This window comes from Xylanimonas ulmi (assembly GCF_004216535.1).
Taxonomy (GTDB): Bacteria; Actinomycetota; Actinomycetes; order Actinomycetales; family Cellulomonadaceae; genus Xylanimonas; species Xylanimonas ulmi.
The window spans coordinates 3522072-3546558 of record NZ_SGWX01000001.1 but is presented as its reverse complement, the minus strand read 5'-3'; the positions used below and the strand labels follow the sequence as shown (position 1 = coordinate 3546558).

20 protein-coding genes are annotated in these 24487 nt (G+C 71.7%); 11 read left to right on the top strand and 9 right to left on the bottom strand.

Annotation, left to right across the window (positions count from 1 at the left end):
* Positions 1-184: 184 nt before the first annotated feature.
* A complete protein-coding gene (locus EV386_RS16275) occupies positions 185-1249 on the bottom strand; it encodes an NADH:flavin oxidoreductase/NADH oxidase (RefSeq protein ID WP_130416345.1) in 1065 nt (354 codons plus the stop codon).
* Between the two features lie 168 nt (positions 1250-1417).
* On the opposite strand from EV386_RS16275, the gene acs reads away from it, so the two are divergent.
* A complete protein-coding gene (gene acs, locus EV386_RS16270) occupies positions 1418-3418 on the top strand; it encodes an acetate--CoA ligase (RefSeq protein WP_130416344.1) in 2001 nt (666 codons plus the stop codon).
* A gap of 88 nt (positions 3419-3506) precedes the next feature.
* On the opposite strand, the gene EV386_RS16265 is transcribed toward acs, so the two are convergent.
* Positions 3507-6878, bottom strand: coding sequence for a prealbumin-like fold domain-containing protein (locus tag EV386_RS16265; protein WP_130416343.1), 3372 nt, complete (start codon positions 6876-6878; stop codon positions 3507-3509).
* A gap of 225 nt (positions 6879-7103) precedes the next feature.
* Here EV386_RS16265 and EV386_RS16260 point away from each other — a divergent pair, with 225 nt between their 5' ends.
* From EV386_RS16260 to EV386_RS16250, 3 genes are read left to right on the top strand one after another with little or no spacing between them, the layout of a single operon-like run.
* On the top strand, positions 7104-8165 hold the full coding sequence (locus EV386_RS16260) for a GNAT family N-acetyltransferase (protein WP_165399974.1): 1062 nt from the start codon (positions 7104-7106) through the stop codon (positions 8163-8165).
* On the top strand, positions 8162-10456 hold the full coding sequence (locus tag EV386_RS16255; RefSeq protein ID WP_130416342.1) for an RNA degradosome polyphosphate kinase: 2295 nt from the start codon (positions 8162-8164) through the stop codon (positions 10454-10456). The genes EV386_RS16260 and EV386_RS16255 overlap by 4 nt, the downstream gene beginning before the upstream one ends.
* Complete coding sequence (locus EV386_RS16250) at positions 10453-11427, top strand: NUDIX hydrolase (protein ID WP_130416341.1); 975 nt, start codon at positions 10453-10455, stop codon at positions 11425-11427. The genes EV386_RS16255 and EV386_RS16250 overlap by 4 nt, the downstream gene beginning before the upstream one ends.
* Before the next feature lie 46 nt (positions 11428-11473).
* On the opposite strand, the gene EV386_RS16245 is transcribed toward EV386_RS16250, so the two are convergent.
* From EV386_RS16245 to EV386_RS16235, 3 genes are all read right to left on the bottom strand, one after another.
* Positions 11474-12478, bottom strand: a complete 1005-nt coding sequence (locus EV386_RS16245; RefSeq protein ID WP_130416340.1) for an inorganic phosphate transporter — start codon at positions 12476-12478, stop codon at positions 11474-11476.
* Positions 12479-12481: 3 nt separating this feature from the next.
* Positions 12482-13102 (bottom strand): DUF47 domain-containing protein, encoded by a 621-nt coding sequence (locus EV386_RS16240; RefSeq protein WP_130416339.1) that lies wholly within the window; start codon positions 13100-13102, stop codon positions 12482-12484.
* Between the two features lie 278 nt (positions 13103-13380).
* Positions 13381-14010 carry a hypothetical protein gene (locus EV386_RS16235; protein WP_130416338.1) on the bottom strand — a complete coding sequence of 210 codons (630 nt, stop codon included), beginning with the start codon at positions 14008-14010 and terminating at the stop codon, positions 13381-13383.
* A gap of 101 nt (positions 14011-14111) precedes the next feature.
* On the opposite strand from EV386_RS16235, the gene EV386_RS16230 reads away from it, so the two are divergent.
* The 3 genes from EV386_RS16230 (at position 14112) to EV386_RS16220 (ending at position 16930) form a co-directional block, all read left to right on the top strand.
* Entirely contained in the window at positions 14112-14672 is a 561-nt protein-coding gene (locus EV386_RS16230) for a MarR family winged helix-turn-helix transcriptional regulator (RefSeq protein ID WP_242608010.1), read from the top strand.
* Positions 14672-16333 (top strand): MDR family MFS transporter, encoded by a 1662-nt coding sequence (locus EV386_RS16225; RefSeq protein WP_130416337.1) that lies wholly within the window; start codon positions 14672-14674, stop codon positions 16331-16333. The genes EV386_RS16230 and EV386_RS16225 overlap by 1 nt, the downstream gene beginning before the upstream one ends.
* Before the next feature lie 114 nt (positions 16334-16447).
* Positions 16448-16930, top strand: a complete 483-nt coding sequence (locus EV386_RS16220; RefSeq protein ID WP_130416336.1) for a MarR family winged helix-turn-helix transcriptional regulator — start codon at positions 16448-16450, stop codon at positions 16928-16930.
* On the opposite strand, the gene msrB is transcribed toward EV386_RS16220, so the two are convergent.
* Entirely contained in the window at positions 16918-17337 is a 420-nt protein-coding gene (gene msrB / locus EV386_RS16215; protein ID WP_130416335.1) for a peptide-methionine (R)-S-oxide reductase MsrB, read from the bottom strand. The genes EV386_RS16220 and msrB overlap by 13 nt on opposite strands.
* Positions 17338-17384: 47 nt before the next feature.
* Here msrB and EV386_RS16210 point away from each other — a divergent pair, with 47 nt between their 5' ends.
* Positions 17385-18125 carry a M50 family metallopeptidase gene (locus EV386_RS16210; RefSeq protein WP_423218983.1) on the top strand — a complete coding sequence of 247 codons (741 nt, stop codon included), beginning with the start codon at positions 17385-17387 and terminating at the stop codon, positions 18123-18125.
* A gap of 12 nt (positions 18126-18137) precedes the next feature.
* Here the strand turns inward: EV386_RS16210 and EV386_RS16205 are convergent, their stop codons facing one another.
* Positions 18138-19511 (bottom strand): DEAD/DEAH box helicase, encoded by a 1374-nt coding sequence (locus EV386_RS16205; RefSeq protein WP_130416333.1) that lies wholly within the window; start codon positions 19509-19511, stop codon positions 18138-18140.
* A gap of 189 nt (positions 19512-19700) precedes the next feature.
* Positions 19701-19985 (bottom strand): iron-sulfur cluster biosynthesis family protein, encoded by a 285-nt coding sequence (locus tag EV386_RS16200; RefSeq protein ID WP_130416332.1) that lies wholly within the window; start codon positions 19983-19985, stop codon positions 19701-19703.
* A gap of 425 nt (positions 19986-20410) precedes the next feature.
* Here EV386_RS16200 and EV386_RS16195 point away from each other — a divergent pair, with 425 nt between their 5' ends.
* The 3 genes from EV386_RS16195 to EV386_RS16185 are packed head-to-tail and all read left to right on the top strand — an operon-like array spanning position 20411 to position 23225.
* Complete coding sequence (locus EV386_RS16195; RefSeq protein WP_130416331.1) at positions 20411-21022, top strand: DUF6318 family protein; 612 nt, start codon at positions 20411-20413, stop codon at positions 21020-21022.
* Between the two features lie 4 nt (positions 21023-21026).
* The gene (locus EV386_RS16190) at positions 21027-22007 is read left to right on the top strand and encodes a hypothetical protein (protein ID WP_130416330.1); all 981 of its coding nucleotides are present in this window, start codon (positions 21027-21029) and stop codon (positions 22005-22007) included.
* A gap of 54 nt (positions 22008-22061) precedes the next feature.
* A complete protein-coding gene (locus EV386_RS16185) occupies positions 22062-23225 on the top strand; it encodes a GDSL-type esterase/lipase family protein (protein ID WP_130416329.1) in 1164 nt (387 codons plus the stop codon).
* Between the two features lie 162 nt (positions 23226-23387).
* On the opposite strand, the gene EV386_RS16180 is transcribed toward EV386_RS16185, so the two are convergent.
* Positions 23388-24485: an aspartate-semialdehyde dehydrogenase gene (locus EV386_RS16180; RefSeq protein ID WP_130416328.1), complete on the bottom strand. Its 1098-nt coding sequence runs from the start codon at positions 24483-24485 to the stop codon at positions 23388-23390.
* Positions 24486-24487 lie beyond the last annotated feature (2 nt).

Below are 24487 nucleotides of genomic sequence, written 5' to 3'. Positions count from 1 at the left end.
GGACACTCCGGCGGGCCAGGTCCCGTAACGGAGCAGGACGCAGGCGCCTGCTACCCGTGCCCACCGGCGATGGCGGCACCCGGTCGACTACGACTCCCGGGTGCCGCAGTCGTGCGTCTCGCCACGCATCCCGCTCAACAAGCCCACACCGCGCCCGCGCCGCTCACCGCCGCATCGCGCACCCTCACCGCCACGCGGCGCGCTGGTACTGCGGCGGCCACGCGACGGCGTCGCCCAGCTCGCGCGCGGCGCGCAACGGCCAGTGCGGGTCGCGCAGCGCGGGGCGTCCCAGCAGCACGGCGTCTGCGGCCCCGACGACGAGCACCTGCTCGGCCTGGTGGGCCGAGGTGATGAGGCCGACGGCGGCGGTGGTGATCCCGGCCACCTCGCGGACCGTCCGCGCGTGCGGCACCTGGTACCCGGGCGCCGTCGGGACGGTCGCGGGCACCAACCCGCCCGTCGAGACGTCGGCGAGGTCGACGCCGTGCGCGCGCAGCTCCTTGACGACCTGCGCGACGTCGTCGGCCTGGAGTCCGCCGTCGGCCCAGTCGGTCGCGGACACGCGCACCAGCAGTGGCTTGCCGTCGGGCCACACGGCGCGCACCGCGTCGGCCACCTCGATGAGCAGGCGCGCGCGGTTGGCGGGCGTGCCGCCGTACCGGTCGCTGCGGTCGTTGGTCAGCGGCGAGAGGAACTGGTGCAGCAGGTAGCCGTGCGCGGCGTGCAGCTCGACGGCGTCGAAGCCCGCGGCGTGCGCGCGGCGGGCCGCGGCGGCGAACTGCTCGGGCACGGCGGCGACCTGCTCGCTCGTCATCGCGGCAGGCGCCGCGTACCCGGGGAAGGGCTGCTCGCTCGGGCCGAGCGTGGGCCATCCGCCCTCGGCCCCCGGCACGGTGCCCTGCACGGGCGCCCACGGCCGGTGCACCGAGGCCTTGCGGCCCGCATGGGCGAGTTGCACGCCGATCGCCGCGCCCTGCTCGTGCACGAACCCGGTGATGCGGCGCCACGCGGCGATCTGGGCGTCGTCCCACAGGCCCGTGTCGTGGGCGGTGATCCGCCCCTCGGGCACGACGGCGGTGGCCTCGGTGATCAGCAGCCCGAACCCGCCCGCGGCGCGGGCGCCGAGGTGCGCCAGGTGCCAGTCGCCGGGCAGGCCGTCGCGCGCGGAGTACTGGCACATGGGCGCCAGCCACACACGGTTGGTGACGGTCAGGTCGCGCAGGCGCAGGGGCTCGAACAGGAGGCTCACGGCCACCCACCCTAGGAACCGCGCGGCCTCAGGGGTGCGGCTCGGCGGTGTGATCTCATCCTGCGATCGCCCAAGGGCTTGTGACGCTTGTCACTCAACGGTCTACACTCGCGAACGCGGCACCGCGACGGAGCGGGGTCGTTCGCGACGACGCAGGAGGTTTCTCCGTTGACTACTCCGCAGCCTGAGACCGCAGGCCTCGAGAACCTGCTCCACGAGACCCGATCCTTCCCCCCGGCGCCCGACTTCGCCGCCGCGGCCAACGCGCAGGCGAGCCTCTACAACGCCGCTCAGGCGGACCGGCTCGGCTTCTGGGCGACCCAGGCACGCGAGCTCATCTCGTGGCACACGCCGTTCACGCAGACCCTCGACTGGTCAGACGCGCCCGTGGCGCGCTGGTTCGCCGACGGCACGCTCAACGCGGCCTACAACGCCGTCGACCGGCACGTCGAGGCCGGCCACGGCGACCGCGTCGCCATCCACTTCGAGGGCGAGCCCGGCGACACCCGGACCGTCACCTACGCCGACCTGCAGCGCGAGGTCGCACGCGCCGCCAACGCGCTCGCGGCGCTGGGCGTGTCCAAGGGCGACCGCGTCGTCATCTACCTGCCGATGCTGGTCGAGTCGGTCGTCGCGATGCTCGCGTGCGCGCGCATCGGCGCGCCGCACTCCGTCGTCTTCGGCGGGTTCTCGGCCGACGCGCTGCGCTCGCGCATCGCCGACGCGCAGGCCACGCTCGTCATCACCGCCGACGGCGGCTACCGCCGCGGAGCGCCGTCGGCGCTCAAGCCCGCGGTCGACGAGGCGCTGGCGGGTGAGGGCGCCGAGACCGTCAAGCACGTGCTCGTGGTGCGCCGCACCGGTCAGGAGACCGCCTGGACGCCAGGCCGCGACATCTGGTGGCACGACGCCCTGGAGTCGGCCGACACGTTCCACGAGCCCGTGTGGGTCGACGCCGAGCACCCGCTGTTCATCCTCTACACCTCGGGCACCACGGGCCGGCCCAAGGGCATCCTGCACACCACGGGCGGATACCTCACGCAGGCGGCCTACACGCACCAGACGGTGTTCGACCTCAAGGACGGCGACGTGTTCTGGTGCACCGCCGACATCGGCTGGGTCACGGGGCACTCGTACGTCGTCTACGGGCCGCTGACCAACGGCGCCACGCAGGTCCTGTACGAGGGCACGCCCGACACCCCGCACCGGGGCCGCTGGTGGGAGCTGATCGAGAAGTACCGCGTCTCGATCCTGTACACGGCGCCCACGGCGATCCGCACCTGCATGAAGTGGGGCGACGACATCCCCGCGGCGTACGACCTGTCCTCGCTGCGCGTGCTCGGGTCGGTGGGCGAGCCCATCAACCCTGAGGCCTGGATGTGGTACCGCCGCGTCATCGGCGCCGACAAGACCCCCATCGTCGACACGTGGTGGCAGACCGAGACCGGCGCCATCATGATTAGCCCGCTGCCGGGCGTCACCGCCACCAAGCCGGGGTCCGCGCAGGTCCCCGTGCCGGGGATCAGCGCCGACGTCGTCGACGACGAGGCCCACCCCGTGCCCGACGGCGGCGGTGGGTACCTGGTGCTCACCGAGCCGTGGCCGGCGATGCTGCGCGGCATCTGGGGCGACCGCCAGCGCTACGAGGACACGTACTGGTCGCGGTTCCGCGGGCTGTACTTCGCGGGCGACGGCGCCAAGAGGGACGACGACGGCGACATCTGGCTGCTGGGTCGCGTCGACGACGTCATGAACGTCTCGGGCCACCGCCTGTCGACGACGGAGATCGAGTCGGCGCTCGTCGCGCACGACATCGTCGCGGAGGCCGCCGTCGTCGGCGCCTCGGACGACACGACGGGGCAGGCGGTCGTCGCGTTCGTGATCCTGCGTGGGGAGCACGCCGACCGGGCCGCGACGCCCGAGGGCGCGCAGGCGGTGCAGGAGGAGCTGCGCCAGCACGTCGCGAGCCAGATCGGGCCGATCGCCAAGCCCAAGCGCATCCTCGTGGTGCCTGAGCTGCCCAAGACGCGCTCGGGCAAGATCATGCGCCGCCTGCTGCGCGACGTCGCCGAGAACCGCGCCGTGGGCGACGCGACGACGCTCGCGGACAGCTCGGTCATGGACCTGATCTCCGCGGGTCTGGGCGCGGGGACCACCGCCCGCCGCTGACGCCCCGCACGAGCCGCACCCCCGTCGGTCGAGCCTGTCGAGACCACTCGACAGGCTCGACCGACGTGCGGCGCCGCTCAGTCCGGCCTCATGCGCGCCGCGTCCTTGCGGCGCCTCGGCGCCGCAGCTCGCGCAGCGCGATGGCGGACATCGCGACCACGAGTACGCTCGCGCCGACCATCACGTGCGGTCCGTCGCCCGTCGAGTCGCCGGTGCGGGGCAGGATGACCGCCGCGGTGTTCTCCACCGTGATGACTGCCACGCCACTATTTCCCGCGACGGACACGGCCTGGCCATGGGCGAGCTGGTCCGGGAGGCTGACAGTGCCGTCGTCGCCGATGACGAACCGCACCGGCGCCGCCAGGAGTGAGAAGCCGGCCTGCGTCTGGGTCTCCATCAACCAATACGTGCCCGGGAGGGCTTCGGTGAACTCGAACCTGCCGACCTGCACCTGCCCGTCGACGGAGATTGGCGTCACTCGCGGTGACTCCAACTCGGCGCCCATCGCGCCGGCGACGTCCTTGTGCACCGTCCAGGCCGAGCCTCCCAGCGGGCCCGCACCGTTGATCCCGCGGCCGACCTTGAGGATCTCGATGCGCGCCGTCACCGGCGTGCGCGTGGCGCACGGGTCGCACGTCGCGGGCGGCTTGCCATTCTCGTCGACGCCGGTCACCACGTTGGCCAGGGCCTTCGACCAGGCGTCGAGCTTGACGACGACCTCGTAGGTCAGAGTCGCGGTCTCGCCCTCCGCGAGGTCGAAGGGGCCCGCGACGAGCTTCTGCTCCGTGCCCGGGTCGCTGACCGGCGCCGGGTCAGCCTTCCCGACCTTGAGGGACGCCGATTCCGTGGTGAAGTTCGCGTGCTTGAGGACGTTCGTGAGGTCGTCGGTCAGGGAGATGCCCGTGGCGCCGGTGCCCGTCCCGACCGCGGTGACGGTGTACTTCACCACGTTGCCAGGCGAGACGTACACGCCGGACTCCGGATCGGAGGTCTTGGTGACCGTGTAGCCGCCCGTGATCGGATGCTCGGTGCACAGCACGTCCTTCGGGTCGCACGCCTCGGGGGTGTCCGCAGTGGGCCTGACGACGTAGTTGCGCAGCGTGCCGTTCTTGAACCCTGCGTCCTTGACCTTCACGGTGTAGGTGACCGTCCCCGTCGCCGGCCCGGAGGCGTTCGACGCCGGCAGCCCGCCTTTCACGCTGATGATCGTCCCCTCAGCGTTCCACTCGGCCGTCAGTCCGTTCGTCGCGGTGAGGGAGGCGGCGTTCACCACCGCCTCGTCCACGACGTCCGCGATGCGGTCCTCATAGTCGACGGGCGCCCTCTGTGAGCCTCGGTTGGTGAAGGTGATCGTGTACGCGACCTCTTGCCCGGGGGCGACGTCCTGCCCGTCCGTCGGCGTCGACGACTTCTCGACCTCCAGCAGGGCGTGCCTCGTCTCGCCGCACAAATCCTTGATGCACTCCTTGGGCTGCTCGAAGTTCGACGCCTGGATGTCGGCCCGGTTGTGCAGCAGACCCGACTCGCCCTGTTCGGCCACCGGTTTGACCGTCGCGCTGTAGCTCGTCACGACGGGCGGGCCGATCGGCACGTCCTCGCCGGTCCATGTGAACTGGTTCGACGTCGTGTTCGGCTCCAGCTTGCTGTGCGCCGCGGGAGAGCTCTTGAGGCTATCCCAGTCGATGGTGGCGCCGTCGGCGACCGAGGCGGCGGAGTCGACGTACCGCCCGCTCCACGTGGTGGCCGGGACCCACCTGGGGTTCGAGGCGTTCACGTCACCCGGATGCGAGTACTGCACGGGCTCCGCCGTGATCGAGTATTCGATCCGCTCGGCCGGAGTGACGGCAGCACCCGTCGCGGGGCTGGACGTCTTGGAGATCTTGAACGCGGGGATCTCGACGATGATCTCGTGGTCCACCGGGATGCTCGTCCAGTTGTCGATCGCGGCGAGATTGCCCCAGGAGCCCATGTGCCCAGGGTTCGGAGAGGTCCACGGCTCGACGTTGGTGCCGGATTCGCACTCGTTCCAGCCGTGCACTCCTTGGCTGCTGTCCACCCCATCTCCCGTGGTCGCGGCGGTCCTGGAGCACTTTTTGACGGCGCCGTTGTGCTGCTCTTCGATCATCGAGTCGTCCCAGGACAGGCCGCTTGGGCCGGGCTGCCATCCGTTGAGGCGCTCGACCTTCAGGCCGTTTGCGAGCACCTCGAGGTCGATGGCCGTGAAATGAACCTCGCCGATCCTGTCGACGGTGACGCGCACCGCAAGGGGTGTGGTCGGCGCGATCGCAACGGACTTCGCGTCCATGCCGTTGAACGCGATCGTCACCAGCTCGCCCTTGCCGTCCTGTCCGGCCAGGACACGCGTCTGGAACTCGCGGTCGTTCTCGTCGTCGAACTCGCCGTTGTCGTTGACGTCGACCTGGACGCGCGCGACGCCCTCGTGCCGCGGGATCCGAAAGGAGATGGTCCCGGCACGGGAGCCCGGCGACGCGGGCTCGAACGTGAAGTCAGTCACCTGGACGTCTTCGGCTTCCATGGGCGCGTCGCGAAGCCAGGCCGGCGAGTCACTTCCGGGCAGGGTCGCTTCGGCAGGAAGATCCTTACTCGGCTCCTCGAAGAAGATCTTGAACGGCGTGAACTTGCATCCCGTCTTGTCGGCCGGAATCCCGAGCTCGCTGTACCCCGGCGCGAGGTTTTTGTTGCTCCCCCGCAGAGAGTTGTTGGGGATCGACTGATAGGCCGAGTCACACTTCTTCGGCTGACCCTCTCCTGGGACGTCCTCAGCGTGCACGTTCCCGAAGGCGCTGGAGACGTATCGCGAGGCGATCCCGACCATGCCCACATGATCCGCCCGATAGGTGAACCCTGACACCGTCTGGTAGAAGAGCGTCAGGTCGACAGGCGTCGACGGCGAGTCCTCCATCACGAATTGCTCGGACCAGACGCGGCCAGACTTTCGCTCCGCTCCGTGCGTCACGCTGACATCCCATGCGAGGATCGGCCGACCAAGGGGGCTCGAAGATGTGTTCCCCGGGAGCTTCCCGAGCGACACACTGAAGACGCCCGCAGTCGCCTGAGGGCCTGACGTGTACCTGCATTCCGTCACCCTCGTGGAGTTATACGTGAAGTCGCACGTCTTGACCACGTTGCCCTGGGGATCCTTCACCTGAACGCGGGAGTTGTCGCCCCAACCCACCCCCGCATCCTGACCAGTCAAGGTGAAGTCGGCGGAGAAGGTCTCTCCCGCCTGGACGTACGCGTACCAGGTCTGCTCGCCTCGCACCCAACTGTTGGCCGGGCCGCTCTCCGCCCGCGCCTGCTCGGGTGTGGCGAAGAGGCCTCCGGCCACAGCGACGACGGCGAGCGCGAGCATGACGGCGAGCGCGAGCGGCGCGCTCAGGCGCCGACGGGCCGCGCTCCAGTGGCCTCGTCGGTCGGTGTTGACGACTTGTCTGGTCACTGGAGATGCCTCGCCTTCCTGGTCTCCCGGAGCGACGCGCTCTCCTCGGTCCGCGGTGGTGCTGCGGCCCGGCGAGGGCGTCCCGGCGAGAGTGCCGAGGGACTTCGAGCCTCGGCGTGCCTCGATTACCAGATCGATCGTCGGCAGCCGGGCAAGCCGCCGTGGCGCAGCGCCCGGCTTTTCACCCCAGGCTTCATCCCGGCGGCCGTGGGGGACGATGGGGCCATGCGCTTGCCCGTTCCTCTGCAGATCGGTCCGCTCTCTGCCGCCGACGCCGACGCCGTGCGCGACCTCGCCGACGCCGCGAGCCGGGCCGACGGCGTCGCTCCGCTGTCTGAGCAGCCGTTGTTGCGGTTGCGCGCCGACGAGGGCTGGCTGACGCACGCGCTGGTGCGGTCGAAGTCCGGGCAGGCGATCGGCTACGCGCAGATCGACCGGGGCGGCGGCGAGGCGAGCGCCGAACTGGTCGTGCACCCGCAGCACCGGCGCGGCGGCGTCGGGCGGCTGCTGCTGCGCACCGCCGAGCGCGACGCCGCCCTGCCCCAGTTCGGCGGCACGCCCGGCCAGCGCGGCAAGGCGTTGCGGGTGTGGGCGCACGGCGATCTGGCGCCCGCCCGCGCGTTCGCGGCGAGCGCCGGCTACGTCGTCGTGCGCGAGCTGCTGTTCCTCACCATGCCCCTCCCGGCGCCTGAGCCCGCCCCGGTGGTTGAGCCCGCCCCGGTGGTGGAGCCCGCCCCGGTGGTTGAGCCCGTCGAAACCACCCACCCCGACCGGGTCTCGACAGGCTCAACCCCCCTCGCCGGCGGGTACACCCTGCGGCCGTTCGTCCCCGGGCGCGACGACGCCGCCTGGGTCGCGCTCAACGCGCGCGCCTTCGCCGCGCACCCCGAGCAGGGCCGGCTCACGGTCGCCGACCTGCGCGACCGCATGGCCGAGCCGTGGTTCGACGCGGCCGGGCTCCTGCTCGCCGAGGCGCCCGACGGCACGCTCGCAGGCTCGATCTGGACCAAGGTCGAAGGGCTCGTCGAGGGCGGCGCTCACGGCGGTCTGGCCGACGACGGCGAGATCTACGCCGTCGGCGTCGACGCCGCCCACGCGGGCCGCGGGCTCGGCTCGGCGCTGACCCGCGCGGGGCTCGCGCACCTGACCGGCAGGGCCCGCCGCGCGGTGCTTTATGTCGACGGCGACAACGCCGCGGCCCTCGCGGTCTACAGGCGCGCGGGCTTCACGCACAGCGCGGTCGACGTCCAGTACGGACGTCACAACAATGTCATGATTCAGCCATGAGCAACCCCGAGCTGCGGGTCCGTGACGACCGTGGTCGCTTCGCCCGCACGATCGACCCCGAGCTGGCTGCCCACATCGCCGAGCACATCGCCGAGGACTCCGAGACCAACGGCGTCCCGGCCCCGGACGCGCTCGCCCCCCTGCCCGACGACCGCTTCGCGGATCGCGAGCTGAGCTGGCTCGCGTTCAACGAGCGCGTCCTCGAACTCGCCGAGGACACCGAACTGCCGCTGCTGGAGCGGCTGCGGTTCCTGGCGATCTTCGCCTCGAACCTCGACGAGTTCTTCATGGTCCGCGTCGCCGGCCTCAAGCGCCGCATCGCAATCGGCATCGCCGTGACGTCGGCGTCGGGGTCCTCACCGCTTGAGGTGCTCGACGGGATCGGCAAGGCCGCCCACCGCCTCATGGCCCGCCACGCGCGTGTGTTCTCCCACGACGTGCAGCCGGCCCTCGCGGCCGAGGGCATCACGATCGTCCACTGGGACGACCTGGAGACGCGCGAGCAGGACCGCCTGCACAAGTTCTTCCGCAAGCAGATCTTCCCGGTGCTCACGCCGCTGGCGGTCGACCCGGCGCACCCCTTCCCCTACATCTCGGGCCTCTCGCTCAACCTGGCGGTGGTGGTCAGCAACCCCTTGACGGGTAAAGAGCACTTCGCGCGAGTCAAGGTTCCGCCGCTGCTGCCGCGGTTCATCGCCGTCGACGAGCGCGGCCGGCCGAGCAACCCGACGACGGGTGGCTCGGGCAGCACGGGCCAGCGCCCGACGTCGTTCGTGCCGCTTGAGGAGGTCATCGCCCAGCACCTCGACCACCTGTTCCCGGGCATGGACGTGATCGAGTCGCACACCTTCCGCGTGACGCGCAACGAGGACCTTGAGGTCGAGGAGGACGACGCCGAGAACCTCCTCAAGGCGATGGAGAAGGAGTTGTTGCGCCGCCGCTTCGGGCCTCCCGTGCGCTTGGAGCTCGCCGACGGCATCAGCCCCCGTATCCGCGACCTGCTGGTGCGCGAGCTGGGTGTGCCCGACGACGAGGTGTATCAGCTGCCCGCGCCGCTCGACCTGACGGGCCTCAACGTCATCGCGGACGTCGAGCGCCCGGCGCTGCACTACCCGTCGTTCGTCCCGACGACGCACCGCCAGCTCGCCGAGGTCGAGTCGGCCAACCCCACCAACGTGTTCGAGGCGATCAAGCGCCGCGACGTGCTGCTGCACCACCCGTACGACTCGTTCTCGACGTCGGTGCAGACCTTCCTGGAGCAGGCCGCGGCCGACCCGAAGGTGCTCGCCATCAAGCAGACGCTGTACCGCACGTCGGGCGACTCCCCCATCGTCGACGCGCTCATCGACGCGGCCGACGCGGGCAAGCAGGTGCTCGCCCTGGTCGAGATCAAGGCGCGCTTCGACGAGCAGGCCAACATCTCCTGGGCGCGCAAGCTTGAGGAGGCGGGCGTGCACGTCGTCTACGGCATCGTGGGCCTCAAGACGCACGCCAAGCTCTCGCTCGTGGTGCGGCAGGAGGCCGACGGCCTGCGCCGCTACTGCCATGTGGGCACGGGCAACTACCACCCCAAGACGGCGCGGCTGTACACCGACCACGGACTGCTGACGTGCGACCCCGACGTCGGGCAGGACCTGACGCGCCTGTTCAACCAGTTGTCGGGCTACGCGCCGCAGTCGCGCTTCCACCGGCTGCTGGTCGCCCCGCGCACCGTCCGCTCGGGCCTCATCGAGCGCATCGATCGTGAGGCCGCGGCGGCGCGCGCGGGCCACGAGGCGTGGGTCAAGATCAAGGTCAACTCGGCGGTCGACGAGGCCACGATCGACGCGCTGTACCGCGCGTCGCAGGCCGGGGTGCAGATCGACCTGATCGTGCGCGGCATCTGCGCGCTGCGCCCCGGCGTGCCGGGCCTGAGCGAGAACATCCACGTGTACTCGATCCTCGGGCGCTTCCTGGAGCACTCGCGCATCTTCGCGTTCGCCAACGCCATGGGCCCCGCGATCGGTGAGGGCCCCGAGACCGGGCCCGAGGTGTTCATCGGCTCGGCCGACCTCATGCACCGCAACCTCGACCGCCGCGTCGAGGCGCTCGTGCGCATCACCGACGAGGGCCACGTCACCGAACTGCTGGACCTGCTGGAGGTCTCCGCCTCCGACACGACCGCGTCGTGGCGCCTGGGCCCCGACGGCGCGTGGACCCGGCGCCACAAGGACGCCGACGGCAAGCCGCTGGCCGACCTTCAGGCGGTCCTGGTCCGCCGCCACCGCCGTCGGCGGGAGCAGGGCCGGTGACGACGCGCACGCCCGCCGTCCGCACGGCGGGCGGCCTGGTCTGGCGTGTGCGCGACGACCGGCTGCAGGTGCAGCTCGTCCACCGCCCGCGCTATGACGACTGGTCGTGGCCCAAGGGAAAACTCGAGCCGGGCGAGTCGCACCAGGCCGCGGCCGTGCGCGAGGTCGCCGAGGAGACGGCCAAGCCGGTGGTGCTCGGAGTGCCGCTGCCCGCCATGCGCTACCGCATGCCCGACGGGCGCTGGAAGACGGTCGCCTACTGGGCCGCCCGGCGCGCCAAGCCGTCGTCCGACCTCAGCGCGCTGTCGGCGCGGCCCGCGGTGCCGCCCGCGTCGCCCGAGGAGATCGACAAGGTCCGCTGGCTCGACGTCGACGACGCCGCCGCGCGCCTGACCCGGCGCACCGACCGCAAGCCGCTCCTCGCGCTCGTCGAGGAGCACGCACAAGGGCGCTTGGCGACGCACGCCGTCGTCATCGCGCGGCACGGCCGCGCCCTGCCGCGCGCCCAGTGGCACGGCGAGGAGCTGCACCGGCCCCTGACGCCGATCGGGCACGCGCACGCGGCCGCGCTCGTGCCGGTGCTGGCCGCCTACGGCGTGCGGCGGGTGGTCTCCTCACGCTGGGAGCGGTGCGCCGCGACCGTGGCCCCGTACGTCAAGGCGGGGGCGGTGCGCCCCTGGTTCAGCGAGCACCTGACCGAGACTCGCCACGAGCAGTCGCCTGCGCGCGTCGCCCGCACGGTGCGCCAGCTCCTGGAGTCCCCGGCGTCGTCGGTGCTGTGCACGCACCGGCCCGTGCTCTCCACGGTGCTGGACGTGCTGGGCCAGCACTCGCGTCGCGACGTCGCCGATCTGCTCCCACCCCAGGACCCGTTCCTCGAGCCCGGCGAACTGCTCGTCGCGCACGTGGCCACGACGCCCCGCGGCCCGCGCGTGGTCGCGGTCGAGCACGTCACTCCCCCGCTGAGCTGACCCCGCCCACCTCGCTGGCAGTCCTTCGCGCCACGCCGCTCGCCCGCTAGCCGAGGAACGGGCTCAGCGCCCACGTGACGAGCGCGCCCACGAGGGCCGCGGCGGGGATGGTCAGGACCCAGGCGACCGCGATGTTCTTCGCGACGCCCCAGCGCACTGCCGACAGCCGCCGCGTGGCCCCGACGCCCATGATCGCCGAGGTGATGGTGTGCGTCGTGGAGACGGGGGCGCGCAGCACGAACGCGTTGACGTAGAGCACCAGGGCGGAGACCGACTCGGCGACGAACCCGCGCGCGGGGTCGAGCTCGATGATGCGGCGTCCGAGCGTGCGCATGATGCGCCACCCGCCTGAGTAGGTGCCTGCCGAGATGGCGGCGGCCGCCGCGATCTTGACCCACAGCGGGATGCCGTCGTCGGGGTTGGCCCAACCGACGGCGAGCAGCGCGAGGTAGATGACGCCCATGGTCTTCTGCGCGTCCTGCAGGCCGTGGCCCAGGGCCATCGCGGCGGCCGAGGCCGTCTGCGCGATGCGGAACCGGCGGTGGGTGCGGGCGGGAGCGGCGTTGCGGAAGATCCACAGCACGGCGATCATCGCCACGAACGCGAGCCCGAAGCCCAGCAGCGGTGAGATGACCATGGGCAGCACGACCTTGTCGACGATCGCGTCCCAGAAGATCGGCAGTCCGCCGGCCAAGCCGGCGCCCACCAGGCCGCCGATGAGCGAGTGCGTCGACGACGACGGCAGCCCGAACCACCAGGTGATCAGGTTCCATGTGATCGCTCCCACGAGCGCGCACACGACCACCGTCAGCTCGGTGATGGTCGAGGTGTGGCCGAGGTCGACGATCGACTTGGCGATCGTCTCGGCCACGGCGACGCCCAGCAGGGCGCCGGTGAAGTTCATGACGGCGGCCATGGCGAGCGCGACCCGCGGGGTCAGCGCGCGCGTGGAGACCGAGGTGGCGATGGCGTTCGCGGCGTCGTGGAACCCGTTGGTGTAGTCGAAGCCGAGGGCGAGCGCCACCACGAGGATGACGAGTGCGACCTCCACCGGTCAGGACTCCTTGAGCGCGATGGTCTCGACCAGCGTGGCGACGCGCTCGAAGCCGTCGCACGCGTCCTCGAGGACGTCGACGATCTCCTTGAGCTTGATGAGCGTGATGGCGTCGGTCGTGTCGTCGAAGAGCTGGGCGAGGAGCTTGCGGTGCAGCCGGTCGGCCTGGTTCTCCAGCCGGTGGATCTCCATCCAGTACTCGCTCAGCTCCTCCATGGTGCGCAGGCGCGGCATGGCCTCGTGCGTGAGCTCGGCGCAGCGCTGCAGCACCTGGACGACCTCGGACACGCGCGAGGGAAGCTGCTCGATCCGGTACAGCACGATGAGGTCGCAGGCCTCCTCCATCGCGTCGATGACGTCGTCGAGCGCGTTGGCCAGCCCGTAGATGTCGTCACGGTCGAACGGGGTGACGAAGGTCTGGTTGAGGCGCTTGGTGATGTCGTGCGCGACGCCGTCGGCGTCGTGCTCGGCCTCGACGAACCGTGCGGCGATCTCCTCGCGGCCCGCCTTGTCGGCGCCCAACAACTCGGCCAGCAGGCCGACCCCGGTCACGACGTGCCCGGCAAGCGTGGTGAAGAGGTCGAAGTAGGTGGTATCGCGCGGAGTCAAGCGCAGACGCACGTCGTTTCTCCAGTCGGAGCGAGTTGAAGCGGGGGCGAACACAGGGTAAATGCCAGGCACTGCCCACACCACGCTGCACGGCGCGCTGCGTCCACCGTCACACGTGCCGATCAGGGAATGTGGGCGCGGCGCCGGGATGCGCGACGTCGGACCGGGGAGCGCCTCTCGGCGCGTGGCCGCTCGTAGCGGCTGAAGATGGAGCCCGGGGCTACCCCGACCCGACGTCGCGCGTTCATTGTAGTCAGGCGTCGGGCGCGCGGGTCGCGCGCCCGTCAGCCTCAGTCGAGTTTTCCGGCGCGCCAGTGCCCGGCCGCCTGCTCGAGCTCCTCGGCCGTGCGCACGAGGCCCGCGGCGCCGCGGGTCATGCGGTCGGCGCCGTGCGGGTCCGCGACCTCGCGCGCGTCGGCGTCGAACGCGGCGCCGGTGGCCAGGATGCGGCAGAACGCCGCGGCCCGTTCGAGCGCGACGGCGAGGTCGCCGGCGTAGACGCCGGACAGGACGGCGTCGGCGAGCGCGCGCAGGTCGGTGGGCTCGGGCGGGCGCGGCACGCCCGCGACGGCCTCCTGCACGGGCGCGGCGTCGACGCCGAGGCGGTAGCGCAGGGAGACGGTCTGCGGGTCGCGTCGCACCCATTCGCGCAGCACGTACAGCCGCCACAGCGCCCCGGGGAGCGTGACCGGGGCGGCGTCGGCCCACAGGGCGGCGACGGCGTCGAGCCCTTCGCTCTCGACGAGCCGCACGAGGCGTGCGACCACCTCCGGGTCCTCGGACGCGCGCGCGTTACTCACGACGGCGCGCGCGGTGGTGTGCGCGACCTCGTCGCGCAGCGCGGGGTCGTGGTCGCCGACGAGCTCCTCCGCGTCGCGGGGGTCGAGCCGGGCGGGGCGGCGGAAGCGGGCCTCGTTCATGCCCCCAGTGTGCGCCAGGCTCGACGGCGCCGGCCGCGCGGTCATAGTTGCTTGCAGCAAACAGATGGGTGTATAGTTGCGTTCAGCAACTAAGGAGTCTCGTGATCACCCACGCACCGGCCCCTCCGGCCGGGTCGCCGAGCCCCGCTCAGCCTCCCGCCGAAGACCTCTACGCCGCCCTGGAGGAGCTCGCCCGCGCCCAGCGCGAGGCGGGAACCCACATCGCACGCCGCCTCGACTGGCCACGCGCCGGCCTCGGCGTCGTCCGCCTGCTGTCGGTGTGCGGCCCCGTCCAACTGTCCGACGTCGCGGCCAAGCTCCGCGTCGACACCTCGGTCGCGAGCCGGCAGGTCAGCCAGCTCGTCGACGGCGGGTACGTGCGGCGCACCGTCGCCGCCGACGACCGCCGGGCCCGCGTGCTCGAACTCACCGAGCAGGGCGAGGCCGTCCTCGAGCAGATGTCGGCGCAGTTCTCCGACCTGCTCGCCGCGGTGTTCACCGGCTGGACGACGACCCAGATGGGGGACGCGGCCCAACAGATCCGCCGCGTCGCCCAAGCGATCACCGCCGCGCACGACTCGCTCGCCGAGCCCTCCCGCGAGCCCGAGCACGAGACCCCCCACACCTCCCCCACACCACGTCACGAAGAAGGCACTTACTGATGACGTCCACCACCACCGCCCCGGGCCCCCGGCCCGCGATGACCCACCGGGAGGTCCTCGAGGCGCTCTCGGGAATCATCCTCGGCATGTTCGTCGCGCTGCTCGCGGCGACCATCACCTCCTCCTCGATGCCGCGCATCGTGTCCGACCTGGGCGGCTCGCAGAGCTCCTACACCTGGGTGATCACGGCCACGCTGCTCGCGCAGACCGTCTCGACCCCGCTGTGGGGCAAGTTCGCCGACCTGTTCGGCCGCAAGAGCCTCGTCCAGGTCGCCCTGGTCATCACCGTGCTGTCGGCCGCGGCCGCCGGCTTCTCGCAGGACATCGGCATGCTCATCGGCTTCCGCGCCGCCCAGGGCGTGGGCGCCGGCGGCATGATGGCGCTCGCCACCGTGCTGATCGCCGACATCGTCTCGCCGCGTGAGCGCGGCCGGTACATGGGCATCATGGGCGGCGTCATGGCCGTGTCCCAGGTGGGTGGCCCGCTGCTCGGCGGTGTCATCACCGACTCGGCGCTGGGCTGGCGCTGGAACTTCTTCGTCGGTGTCCCGTTCGCGATCGCGGCGCTCCTGGTGCTGCAGAAGACGCTGCACCTGCCGTCGCGCCCCAAGAAGGTCGCCCAGATCGACTACTGGGGCGCCGCCCTGATCTCGCTGGGCGTGGCGCTGCTGCTGCTGTGGATCACCTTCGCGGGCAGCTCGTTCGCCTGGGCGTCATGGCAGACCGCCGCGATGGTCGGCGGCGCCGTCCTGAGCCTGGTCGGGGCCGTGTTCGTCGAGCGACTGGTCGCCGAGCCCATGATCCCGCTGCGCCTGTTCTCCAACCGGACCTTCGTGCTGGCCGTGATCGGCTCGATCGCCGTGGGCGTCGCGATGTTCGGCACCGCGGTCTTCCTGTCGCAGTACCTGCAGCTCTCGCGCGGCCGGACGCCTACCGAGTCCGGTCTGCTGACCATCCCGATGGTCGTCGGCACCATGCTCGCCGGCGTCGTGCTGGGCCGCATCATCTCCGAGACGGGCCGCTACAAGGCGATCATGGTCGGCGGCGGCGTCGTGCTCATCGTCTCGCTGCTCGGCCTGAGCACGCTCGACACGGACACGAGCTTCTGGATCATGGGCGTGTACCTGTTCGGCCTGGGCATCTCGGTCGGCGCGCTCATGCAGAACCTCGTGCTCGCCGTCCAGAACACCCTCTCCGTGCACGAGATGGGCTCGGGCACCTCGACCGTCGCGTTCTTCCGCTCGCTGGGCGGCGCCGTGGGCGTCTCCGCGCTCGGCGCGGTCCTCGCCTCCCAGGTCAAGGGCGACGTGCTCTCGGGCCTGCGCCGGCTCGGCGTGCCCGCCGACGCCATGGGCGGCGGCAGCGGGGCCGTGCCCGACATGTCGACGCTGCCCGCTCCGGTGCGCGCCGTCTTCGAGGGCGCCTACGCCGACGGAATCTCGGAGATCTTCCTGATCGCCGTGCCGATGGCCGTCATCGCACTCGTCGCGGTGCTGTTCCTCAAGGAGATCCCGCTCGGCCAGCGTTCCGGCATCGAGCAGCTCCAGGACCAGGCCGAGTCGGCGAACCCGCAGGTCGCGCTCGCGACAGTTGGCGCAGGCTCCGACGCCGCCGCCTCGGGCGCCACGGACCAGGCGGTCGGCGCCCGGTCCGTCGGCTGAGTCCACGGCGGCGCGTCCCGCGCCGGTGCGCGCACAACACTGCGCACCGGCGCGGGACGCTCGTTCGGACCGGCTTTCTACCATCTTTGCCTGGTCAACCACCATGATGGGGGAATGACGCAAGCATCTACCGCGCCCGATCCGACGACCGACCCCTTCGGCGCCCTGGAGCGCGAGCTGCGGATCCTGGTGCGCCGCGCGGCGTCGTCGTCGTCACAGATCGCACAGATCGTGCATCCCGAGCTCGAGGCCAGCGCCTACCCGCTGCTCGCCCACATCCACCTGCACCCCGGCACCCGCGGGTCCGACCTTGCCGCCCACTTCGGCGTGGGCCGTGCCACCGTGTCACGGCAGCTGTCCCGGCTCGCCGACCTCGGGCTCATCCACCGCGAGGTCGACCCCGACGACACGCGCGGCCAGCTCATCACGCTCACCGACGACGGCGAGGCGCGATTCGCGGCCGCGCGCGACGGACGCGTCAGCGCCCTGGGCCACGCACTGTCCGAGTGGAGTCCGAAGGACGTCGCGACCCTTGCGGGCCTGCTGCGGCGCTACTCGGACGACTGGGTGCGCTGGCGCGACACTCAGGACGCCTGAGCCTGCCCGGCCTCGAACTTCAGGCTGACCGAGTTCATGCAGAACCGGTCGCCTGTCGGGGTCTGCGGCGCGTCGTCGAAGACGTGCCCCAGGTGGGAGCCGCACCGCGCGCAGCGCACCTCGGTGCGCACCATGCCGAGGGTGCGGTCTTCGATCAGCTCGACGCGATCACCGGCCAGCGGGCTGTAGAAGCTCGGCCAGCCACAGTGTGAGTCGAACTTCGTCTCGGACCGGAACAGCTCGTTGCCGCACGCGCGACAGCTGTACACACCGACCCGATGCTCGCCCAGGAGCTCACCTGTCCAGGGGCGCTCGGTGCCCGCCTCGCGCAGCACCCGGTACTCGCTCGGGTCCAGCTCGGCGCGCCACTGCTCGTTGGACTTGGTCACTTCGTACCTGTTTGTCATCTCGCACCTCCGCCCACCTGAACACCAAACGAGGCATGCTCGTTCCCGTGGACCTGACATCCGTGAAGGACGTGCTCGCCCAGATCTGGACGGCGGCGACGTCACCCGTGCCCTCACCGGCCCAGCCGGTGGTGCTCGCCGCGGGCCTGGTGGCGCTCGCGGTCGTGCTCGTCGGGCCTGTGTGGCGCACGGCGCGGCACGTCATCACCATCGCGCACGAGGGCGCCCACGCGCTGGTCGCGACCCTGACCGGGCGGCGGCTCGACGCGATCCGCCTGCACTCCGACACCTCGGGCCTGACCATCTCGGCCGGCCGCCCGCGCGGGTTCGGCATGGTCGCGACGACGTTCGCGGGGTACGTCGGCCCGGGGCTCGTGGGGCTCGGCGCCGCGTGGCTGCTGCGCGCGGGCTACGCCGTCGGGCTGCTGTGGCTGCTCGTGGCGCTGCTCGCGCTGCTGCTGCTCAAGATCCGCAACCTGTTCGGGCTGTGGTCGGTGCTCGTGGCCGGGGTCGGCCTGGTGGGCGTGTCCTGGTTTCTCGACGAGCCCGCACAGGCCGCCGTGGCCTACGCCGTGACCTGGTTCCTGCTGCTCGGGTCGGTGCGACCCGTGCTGGAGTTGCAGGCGCAGCGGCGCCGGCGGGCGGCGCGCCAGTCCGACGCCGACCAGCTCGCACGGCTCACCGGGCTGCCGGGCCTGTTCTGGGTGCTGGTGTTCCTGGCCGTGACGGTCGGGGCGCTCGCGCTCGGCGCGACCTGGATCCTCGGACCCGTGCCTCTGAGCGCCTGAGCGGCCCGCGGCTCAGCGCGCGCCGGCGGCGCGGGCCGGCTGCGGCGTCGACTGGCCGCCCACACCGCCACGCCCACGTCCGCGTCCACGGCCGCGGCGGTTGCGCGAGGCCGACGGGGACGACGGGGACTGCGCCTGCGGGGCGCGACCGCCCTGCTGACGCGGCTGGGCAGAGCGGGGCTGCTGGGCGGGGCGGGGCTGCGTCGTCGTCGGACGCGGCGGGGCGACCGGTGCGAGCACCGTTCCGACCAGCGCCGTGACGGTCGCGTCGCCCGGGGTCACCGGCTGCGGCTGCACGCGGATCTTAGCCTTGCGGGTCAGGTCGGCCACGTCTCCGCGCTGCTCGGGCAGCATGATCGTGACGACGTCGCCGCCCGACCCGGCACGCGCGGTGCGGCCCGACCGGTGCAGGTAGGCCTTGTGCTCGGCCGGCGGGTCGACGTGGACGACCAGCTCGACGTCGTCGACGTGGATGCCTCGCGCGGCGATGTCGGTGGCGACCAGCACGGTGACCGCCCCCGAGCTGAACGCGGCGAGGTTGCGCTCGCGCGCGCCCTGCCCGAGGTTGCCGTGCAGGTCGACGGCGGGCACGCCCGCGGCCGTGAGCTGCTTGGCGAGCTTCTTGGCGTGGTGCTTGGTGCGTGTGAACAGCACGCGGCGCCCGGCGCCCGCGGCGAGCTGCTGCACGACGTCGCGCTTGGACGCGGCGTCGGCGACCGCGAGCACGTGGTGCGTCATCTGCGGCGGCGGGGCGGCGGCCTCGTCGACCGAGTGCGTCACGGGCTGGTGGAGGTACCGCTTGACCAGGATGTCGACGCCGTTGTCGAGCGTCGCCGAGAACAGCAGGCGCTGGGCGCGCTGCGGCGTGCGGTCCAGGATCCGCTTGACGACGGGCAGGAACCCGAGGTCGGCCATGTGGTCGGCCTCGTCGAGCACGGTGATCTCGACGCCGTCGAGCGTCAGCAGCCGCTGGTTGAGCAGGTCCTCCAGGCGGCCGGGGCACGCCACGAGCACGTCGACGCCCGCGTCGAGCGCCGCGACCTGGCGCGACTGCGCGACGCCGCCGAACACCGTCGTCGTGCGCAGGCCGAGCGCGGCGGCGAGCGGCGCCGTCGTCGCGTCGATCTGCAGCGCGAGCTCGCGCGTCGGGGCGAGGATCAGCGCGCGCGGGCGCCGCGGGGCGCGGCGGCCGGACGCCAGGCGAGTGACCACCGGCAGCGCGAACGCGATCGTCTTGCCGGAGCCGGTGCGGCCGCGGCCGAGCACGTCCTTGCCGGCGAGCGAGTCGGGCAGCGAGGCGGCCTGGATGGGGAAGGGGGTCGTGACGCCGCGCTCCGCGAGCACGGACACGACGGAGCTGGGCAGACCGAAGTCAGAGAAGTTCATGATGCCTTTCGAGGCGTGGCGCGCCGCGCACGATCCGGGGGCGATCACCACGACGTCGGCGCCGCGTGGTCGCGGCACTCGAGGCCACTAGTGTCTCACGGCCCGGCCGCGCCGCGTGCGAGCGTCCGAGCGCTGGACGCTCGCGCAGGTCAGACAGCCTGTGCGACCGTCCGACCTGCGCGAGGCGCCTCAGCGTTGGTAGGTGAGGACGAAGCCCGGGCTCTGCGCCTCCGGGTCGGTGTCGAGGCTGAGCGCGTCCAACTCGGGCGCGGCCTGCCTCTCGACGAAGACGTTGCTGGCGCCCGCCTCGTCGACGACTTGATCGTCGGGCTGCGGCGCGGGCACGAGCGCGAGCTCGAAGTTGCCGGGTTGTCCGGCGGACTGGGCGATTCGCAGACCGCCCTCCCGGGGAATGCCAGCCTGTTGAGCCAGGCTCTCGACTGCCGCTCGCGCGTTGTCGGTCACCGTGAGCACGCTGCGCTCCTTTCCTCGGTTCTTTCGGGACACCTCCACCGAACCAAAGATGCTCACCGAAACGCAATGCTCACATCACACCCAACCGAGATATCCCGCATGGTGAGACAATGCGTGAGATGTTGCGCGCAGCACCGATGAGCGGCCCGCCTCGCATTCCCCGTTCCACCAGTCAACAAATGGACTCCTCGACACATCTCCCTCTGGCGCCCACTTTTTGGCCCCGGCGCTGATACGGGGGCTCGGTGGCTGGGCGCCCGATGACGCCGCGCCGCTCCACGTCCCGGCGCCCCCGGGAGGCAACTCTGAGGGAGTCTTGAGGGAGTTTTCGCTGGTCGCGAGGTTATCCACAGGGCGCTTGGGCGTGGTCGTCGGCATGGCTATCTTGACGCCTGTTTGGGCCGGTCGACGAGGGGACTGCTCGGATGGGTCACAGGGTGCGTCGGGGCGCCGCGGTGCTGGGGGCGCTCATACTGCTGGGCGGCGTCGGGTGCTCGCCTGACGGTCGCGGGCCCGATGGGAGCCGGTTCGACGGCGGAGCGGGCGCCGACGCCGAGGTGACCGACTCGCCGTCGGAGCCCAGCCCAACGCCGTCGCGCGTCGTGGTCAAGCCCGAGCGTCCCGCCGCGATGGACGACGACGGCCCCGCCGGCGCCGAGGCCGCGGCCACCTACTTCCTGCAACTGGACTCCTACACGCAGGCCACCGGCGACACCGCGGAGTGGGAGGCGATGTCGCATTCGACCTGCGACTACTGCGCGGACCTACTCGCACAAGCCCGACGAGTCCAGCACGAGGGGTACACGTGGGAAGGAGGCGAGGTCTCCGTCAGGGTTCTTCACACGTACGCCCAAGACGCTGCGACCGGGATCTGGCCCATTGACGTCGAGATCACCCAGGCGCCTGCGACTGTGACCGACGCGAACGGTTCGATCGTGACGGTGATCGACTCGGGCCAAGGCGACCGCCGCGTGGAGGTGGCACGGCGCGATGGACGTTGGGTCTTCTTCGAAGCCGGCAATATCCCAGGAAGGTGACCTCGTGCCGAAGACCGCATTCGTTGGACTTCTCGCTCTCTCGCTTGTTGGATCGCCCTACCCGAGCGACGCCGCGCTCGACGGCATACTCGATCGCTCAACCAAGGAAGTGAACGTCTCGGCGGAGGATTCGGCGTGGGAGTCGTCGGGCGGAGGTCGCAACGAGAAGGAGCAGGCGTTGCCGCCCGAGGTGTACTTCCGGGCGGACGTGTTCTACTGCGCGCTCCTTGACCTGGACGGAGCGAAGGTCAAGCAGCGCGAGCCGTGCGGCGAGGGCGCCGTGGAGTGGCTCATCCCCGCCCCCTGCCCCGAGGACTCGCACAAACTGGCCGCGCTGTGGGTCCAGCGCCTTGCCGAGGACGGGACGTACGGTCCCGCGCAGATGGTCTCCCCCGCACAGTGTGTGACCGCCGCGGACCTGCAGGCCGAGGCCCGTCGGGAGCTCGCGACCCTGCACGTGCCCACCCCCAACGCGACCCTCCAAACCGCGTCCCCGACCCTGCTGGTCAACGCCTGGTACCCCGCCCACACCACCGCCACCCCCATCACGCGCGAGGCCACCCTGCTCGGCGTGCCCGTCCAGGTCCGCGCCATCCCCACCCAATACACCTGGGACTTCGACGACCCGTTCTCCCCCACCGGACCCACCCTGACCACCACCGACCCCGGCAGGGCGTGGACCCCCGGCGACGGCGACGTCGACCACACCTGGACCGCGCACGCCTGGACCCGCCTCGGCGACCCCGACACCCCCACCGGCAAGAACGCCGAAACCCACCGCGCCGCCAACGGCGCGAAATACCGCACCAACGTCACCATCACCCTGACCACCACCTGGCAAGGCCAATACCGCATCCTCGGCGCCCCGACCTGGACCACCATCCCCGACACCCTCACCACCACCAGCCCCGCCGGGACCTACACCCTCACCGAGGCCCGCACCCACCTGTACTGCGACACCCTCAACCGACACACCACCTGCTAAGAGGTAGGTTCGGAGCCGCTCCGCCCCCCGCCCGCGAAGGACCCTCAGAACGCCATGCACACCACGCCGCTCACCGAGGCTCTCGTCCATGGAGCCGTCGAGTTCGAGCCCACCGACGCCGGGCTGCGTGTCCACCGCCTGCCCACATGGGCTCGCGCCCAGGCCGCCGACCCCCAGCTCGCCATGGTCGAGGCGCAGCCTGCGGGCGCTCGGGTCGTCGTCTCGACGACGGCGCGGCGCGTTGAGCTGCGTGCGCTCGCCACCCGCTTCGCCTACCGCGGCGCGCCTGCGCGACCTGACGGCGTGTTCGACGTCGTCGTCGACGGCGCCCTGGTCGCGCAGGGGACCCTCGACGACGCCACGCTCGTGACGCTCGACCCGCGCACGGGCGGCGCCGAGACAACGCCCGGCCAGGTGCGCGGCGTCGTCGCGGACAACCTCCCCGAGGGCGACAAGCGCGTCGAGATCTGGCTGCCACACCAGGAGACGATCGAACTGGTCGAACTCCTGAGCGACGCGCCGGTGCGCCCCGTCGATCCGGCGGGTCGCCGGTGGGTCCACCACGGCAGCTCGATCAGCCAGGGCTCCAACGCCGCGCACCCCACGGGCACGTGGGCGGCCATCGCCGCGATGGCCGGCGGCGTCGACCTGCTCAACCTGGGCTTCGGCGGCTCGGCGATGGTCGACCCGTTCGTGGCCCGCACCATGCGCGACCTGCCCGCCGACCTCATCAGCCTCAGCCTGGGCATCAACGTCGTCAACGCGGACGCGATGCGCCGACGCGCTTTCCGCCCTGCGGTGCACGGGTTCCTCGACACGATCCGCGAGGGGCACCCCACCACGCCACTGCTGGTGGTCTCCCCGATCCTGTGCCCGATCCACGAGTCGACCCCAGGACCGGGGGCGTTCGACGTCGAGGCGCTGGGGCGCGGCGAGCTGAAGTTCATCGCCACGGGCGACCCGGACGAGGTCAACGCCGGTCGGCTCACGCTGCGCGTCATCCGCAAGGAGCTGGCCCGGATCGTCGAGGAGCGCTCGGCGGACGACCCGAACCTGCACTACCTCGACGGCCGGGAGCTGTACGGCAAGGCCGATGAGGCGCAGCTGCCGCTGCCCGACAACCTGCATCCGACGACGGCGGCGCACCGCCGGATCGGGGAGCGCTTCGCCCGTCGGGCGTTCGGCCCGGGCGGCCCGTTCGCGGTGTCACACGCCTGACCGCTCTGGCGGTTGAGCCTGTCGAAACCGCCCCGCACCCCGTTGGTTGAGCCTGTCGAAACCACCCCGCACCCCGTTGGTTGAGCCTGTCGAAACCACCCGTGCGTTGACAGGCGTGGTTTCGACGGGCTCAACCACCGACGGGCTCAACCACCGACGGGCTCAGGCTTGCGCGGCATCCAGGGTCGCGAGCTCCGCGATGTCGGCCGCCACGAGCTCGGCGATCTGGATCGCGTTGAGCGCGGCGCCCTTGCGCAGGTTGTCGTTGGACACGAACAGCACGAGCCCCCGCCCGTCGGGCACCGACTGGTCGACGCGGATGCGCCCCACCAGCGAGGGGTCGACGCCCGCCGCGGCAAGCGGCGTCGGCACGTCGGTCAGCCGCACCCCGGGCGCCGCGGAGAGCAGCTCGACGGCGCGCTCGGGCGTGATCGGCGAGCCGAACTCGGCGTGGATCGCGAGCGAGTGCCCCGTGAACACCGGCACGCGCACGCACGTGCCCGCGACCGCGAGCGAAGGCAACCCCAGGATCTTGCGCGACTCAAACCGGAGCTTCTGCTCCTCGTCGGTCTCGAGCGACCCGTCGTCCACGAGCGACCCGGCCAGCGGCACGACGTCGAACGCGATGGGCGCGACGTACTTGACCGGCTCGGGCAGCGTCACGGCGTCGCCCGAGTGCGCGAGCCCCTCCAGGTCCTGCTCGACGGCGGCGCGCACCTGCCCGGCCAGCTCGGCGACCCCGGCCAGCCCGGACCCGGACACCGCCTGGTAGGTCGCCACGCGCAGCCGCTCCAGCCCGGCCTCGTCGGCCAGGGGCTTGAGCACGGGCATCGCGGCCATGGTGGTGCAGTTCGGGTTGGCGATGATCCCGAGCTCGGCGTCGGCGATGGCCTCGGGGTTGACCTCCGAGACGACCAGCGGCACCTGCGGGTCGCGACGCCAGGCCGAGGAGTTGTCGACGACGACGGCGCCCGCCTCCGCGAAGCGCGGCGCGTGCTCCTTCGACGTCGACCCACCGGCCGAGAACAGCGCGATGTCGACGTCGGCGAGCTGGTCCGTCGGGGTTGCGGCGACGTCTTCGACGACGACGTCGTGGCCCTGGTACTGCAGCACGGACCCCGCCGAGCGCGCGGAGGCGAACAGGCGCAGCTCCTTGACGGGGAAGTCCCGCTCGGCGAGCAGGCGGCGCATGACGCCGCCGACCTGCCCGGTCGCGCCGACGACGGCGACGTTGACACCCTCAGGGTTGATCTGCGTCATCC

Bases quoted from the DNA above. Each gene is read 5' to 3' on its own strand.
- EV386_RS16260 (WP_165399974.1), top strand. From the start codon at position 7,104: ATGCGCTTGCCCGTTCCTCTGCAGATCGGTCCGCTCTCTGCCGCCGAC.
- EV386_RS16185 (WP_130416329.1), top strand. From the start codon at position 22,062: ATGCACACCACGCCGCTCACCGAGGCTCTCGTCCATGGAGCCGTCGAG.
- EV386_RS16225 (WP_130416337.1), top strand. From the start codon at position 14,672: ATGACGTCCACCACCACCGCCCCGGGCCCCCGGCCCGCGATGACCCAC.
- EV386_RS16180 (WP_130416328.1), bottom strand. From the start codon at position 24,485: ATGACGCAGATCAACCCTGAGGGTGTCAACGTCGCCGTCGTCGGCGCG.
- msrB (WP_130416335.1), bottom strand. From the start codon at position 17,337: ATGACAAACAGGTACGAAGTGACCAAGTCCAACGAGCAGTGGCGCGCC.
- EV386_RS16235 (WP_130416338.1), bottom strand. From the start codon at position 14,010: ATGAACGAGGCCCGCTTCCGCCGCCCCGCCCGGCTCGACCCCCGCGAC.
- EV386_RS16220 (WP_130416336.1), top strand. From the start codon at position 16,448: ATGACGCAAGCATCTACCGCGCCCGATCCGACGACCGACCCCTTCGGC.
- EV386_RS16195 (WP_130416331.1), top strand. From the start codon at position 20,411: ATGGGTCACAGGGTGCGTCGGGGCGCCGCGGTGCTGGGGGCGCTCATA.
- EV386_RS16255 (WP_130416342.1), top strand. From the start codon at position 8,162: ATGAGCAACCCCGAGCTGCGGGTCCGTGACGACCGTGGTCGCTTCGCC.
- EV386_RS16205 (WP_130416333.1), bottom strand. From the start codon at position 19,511: ATGAACTTCTCTGACTTCGGTCTGCCCAGCTCCGTCGTGTCCGTGCTC.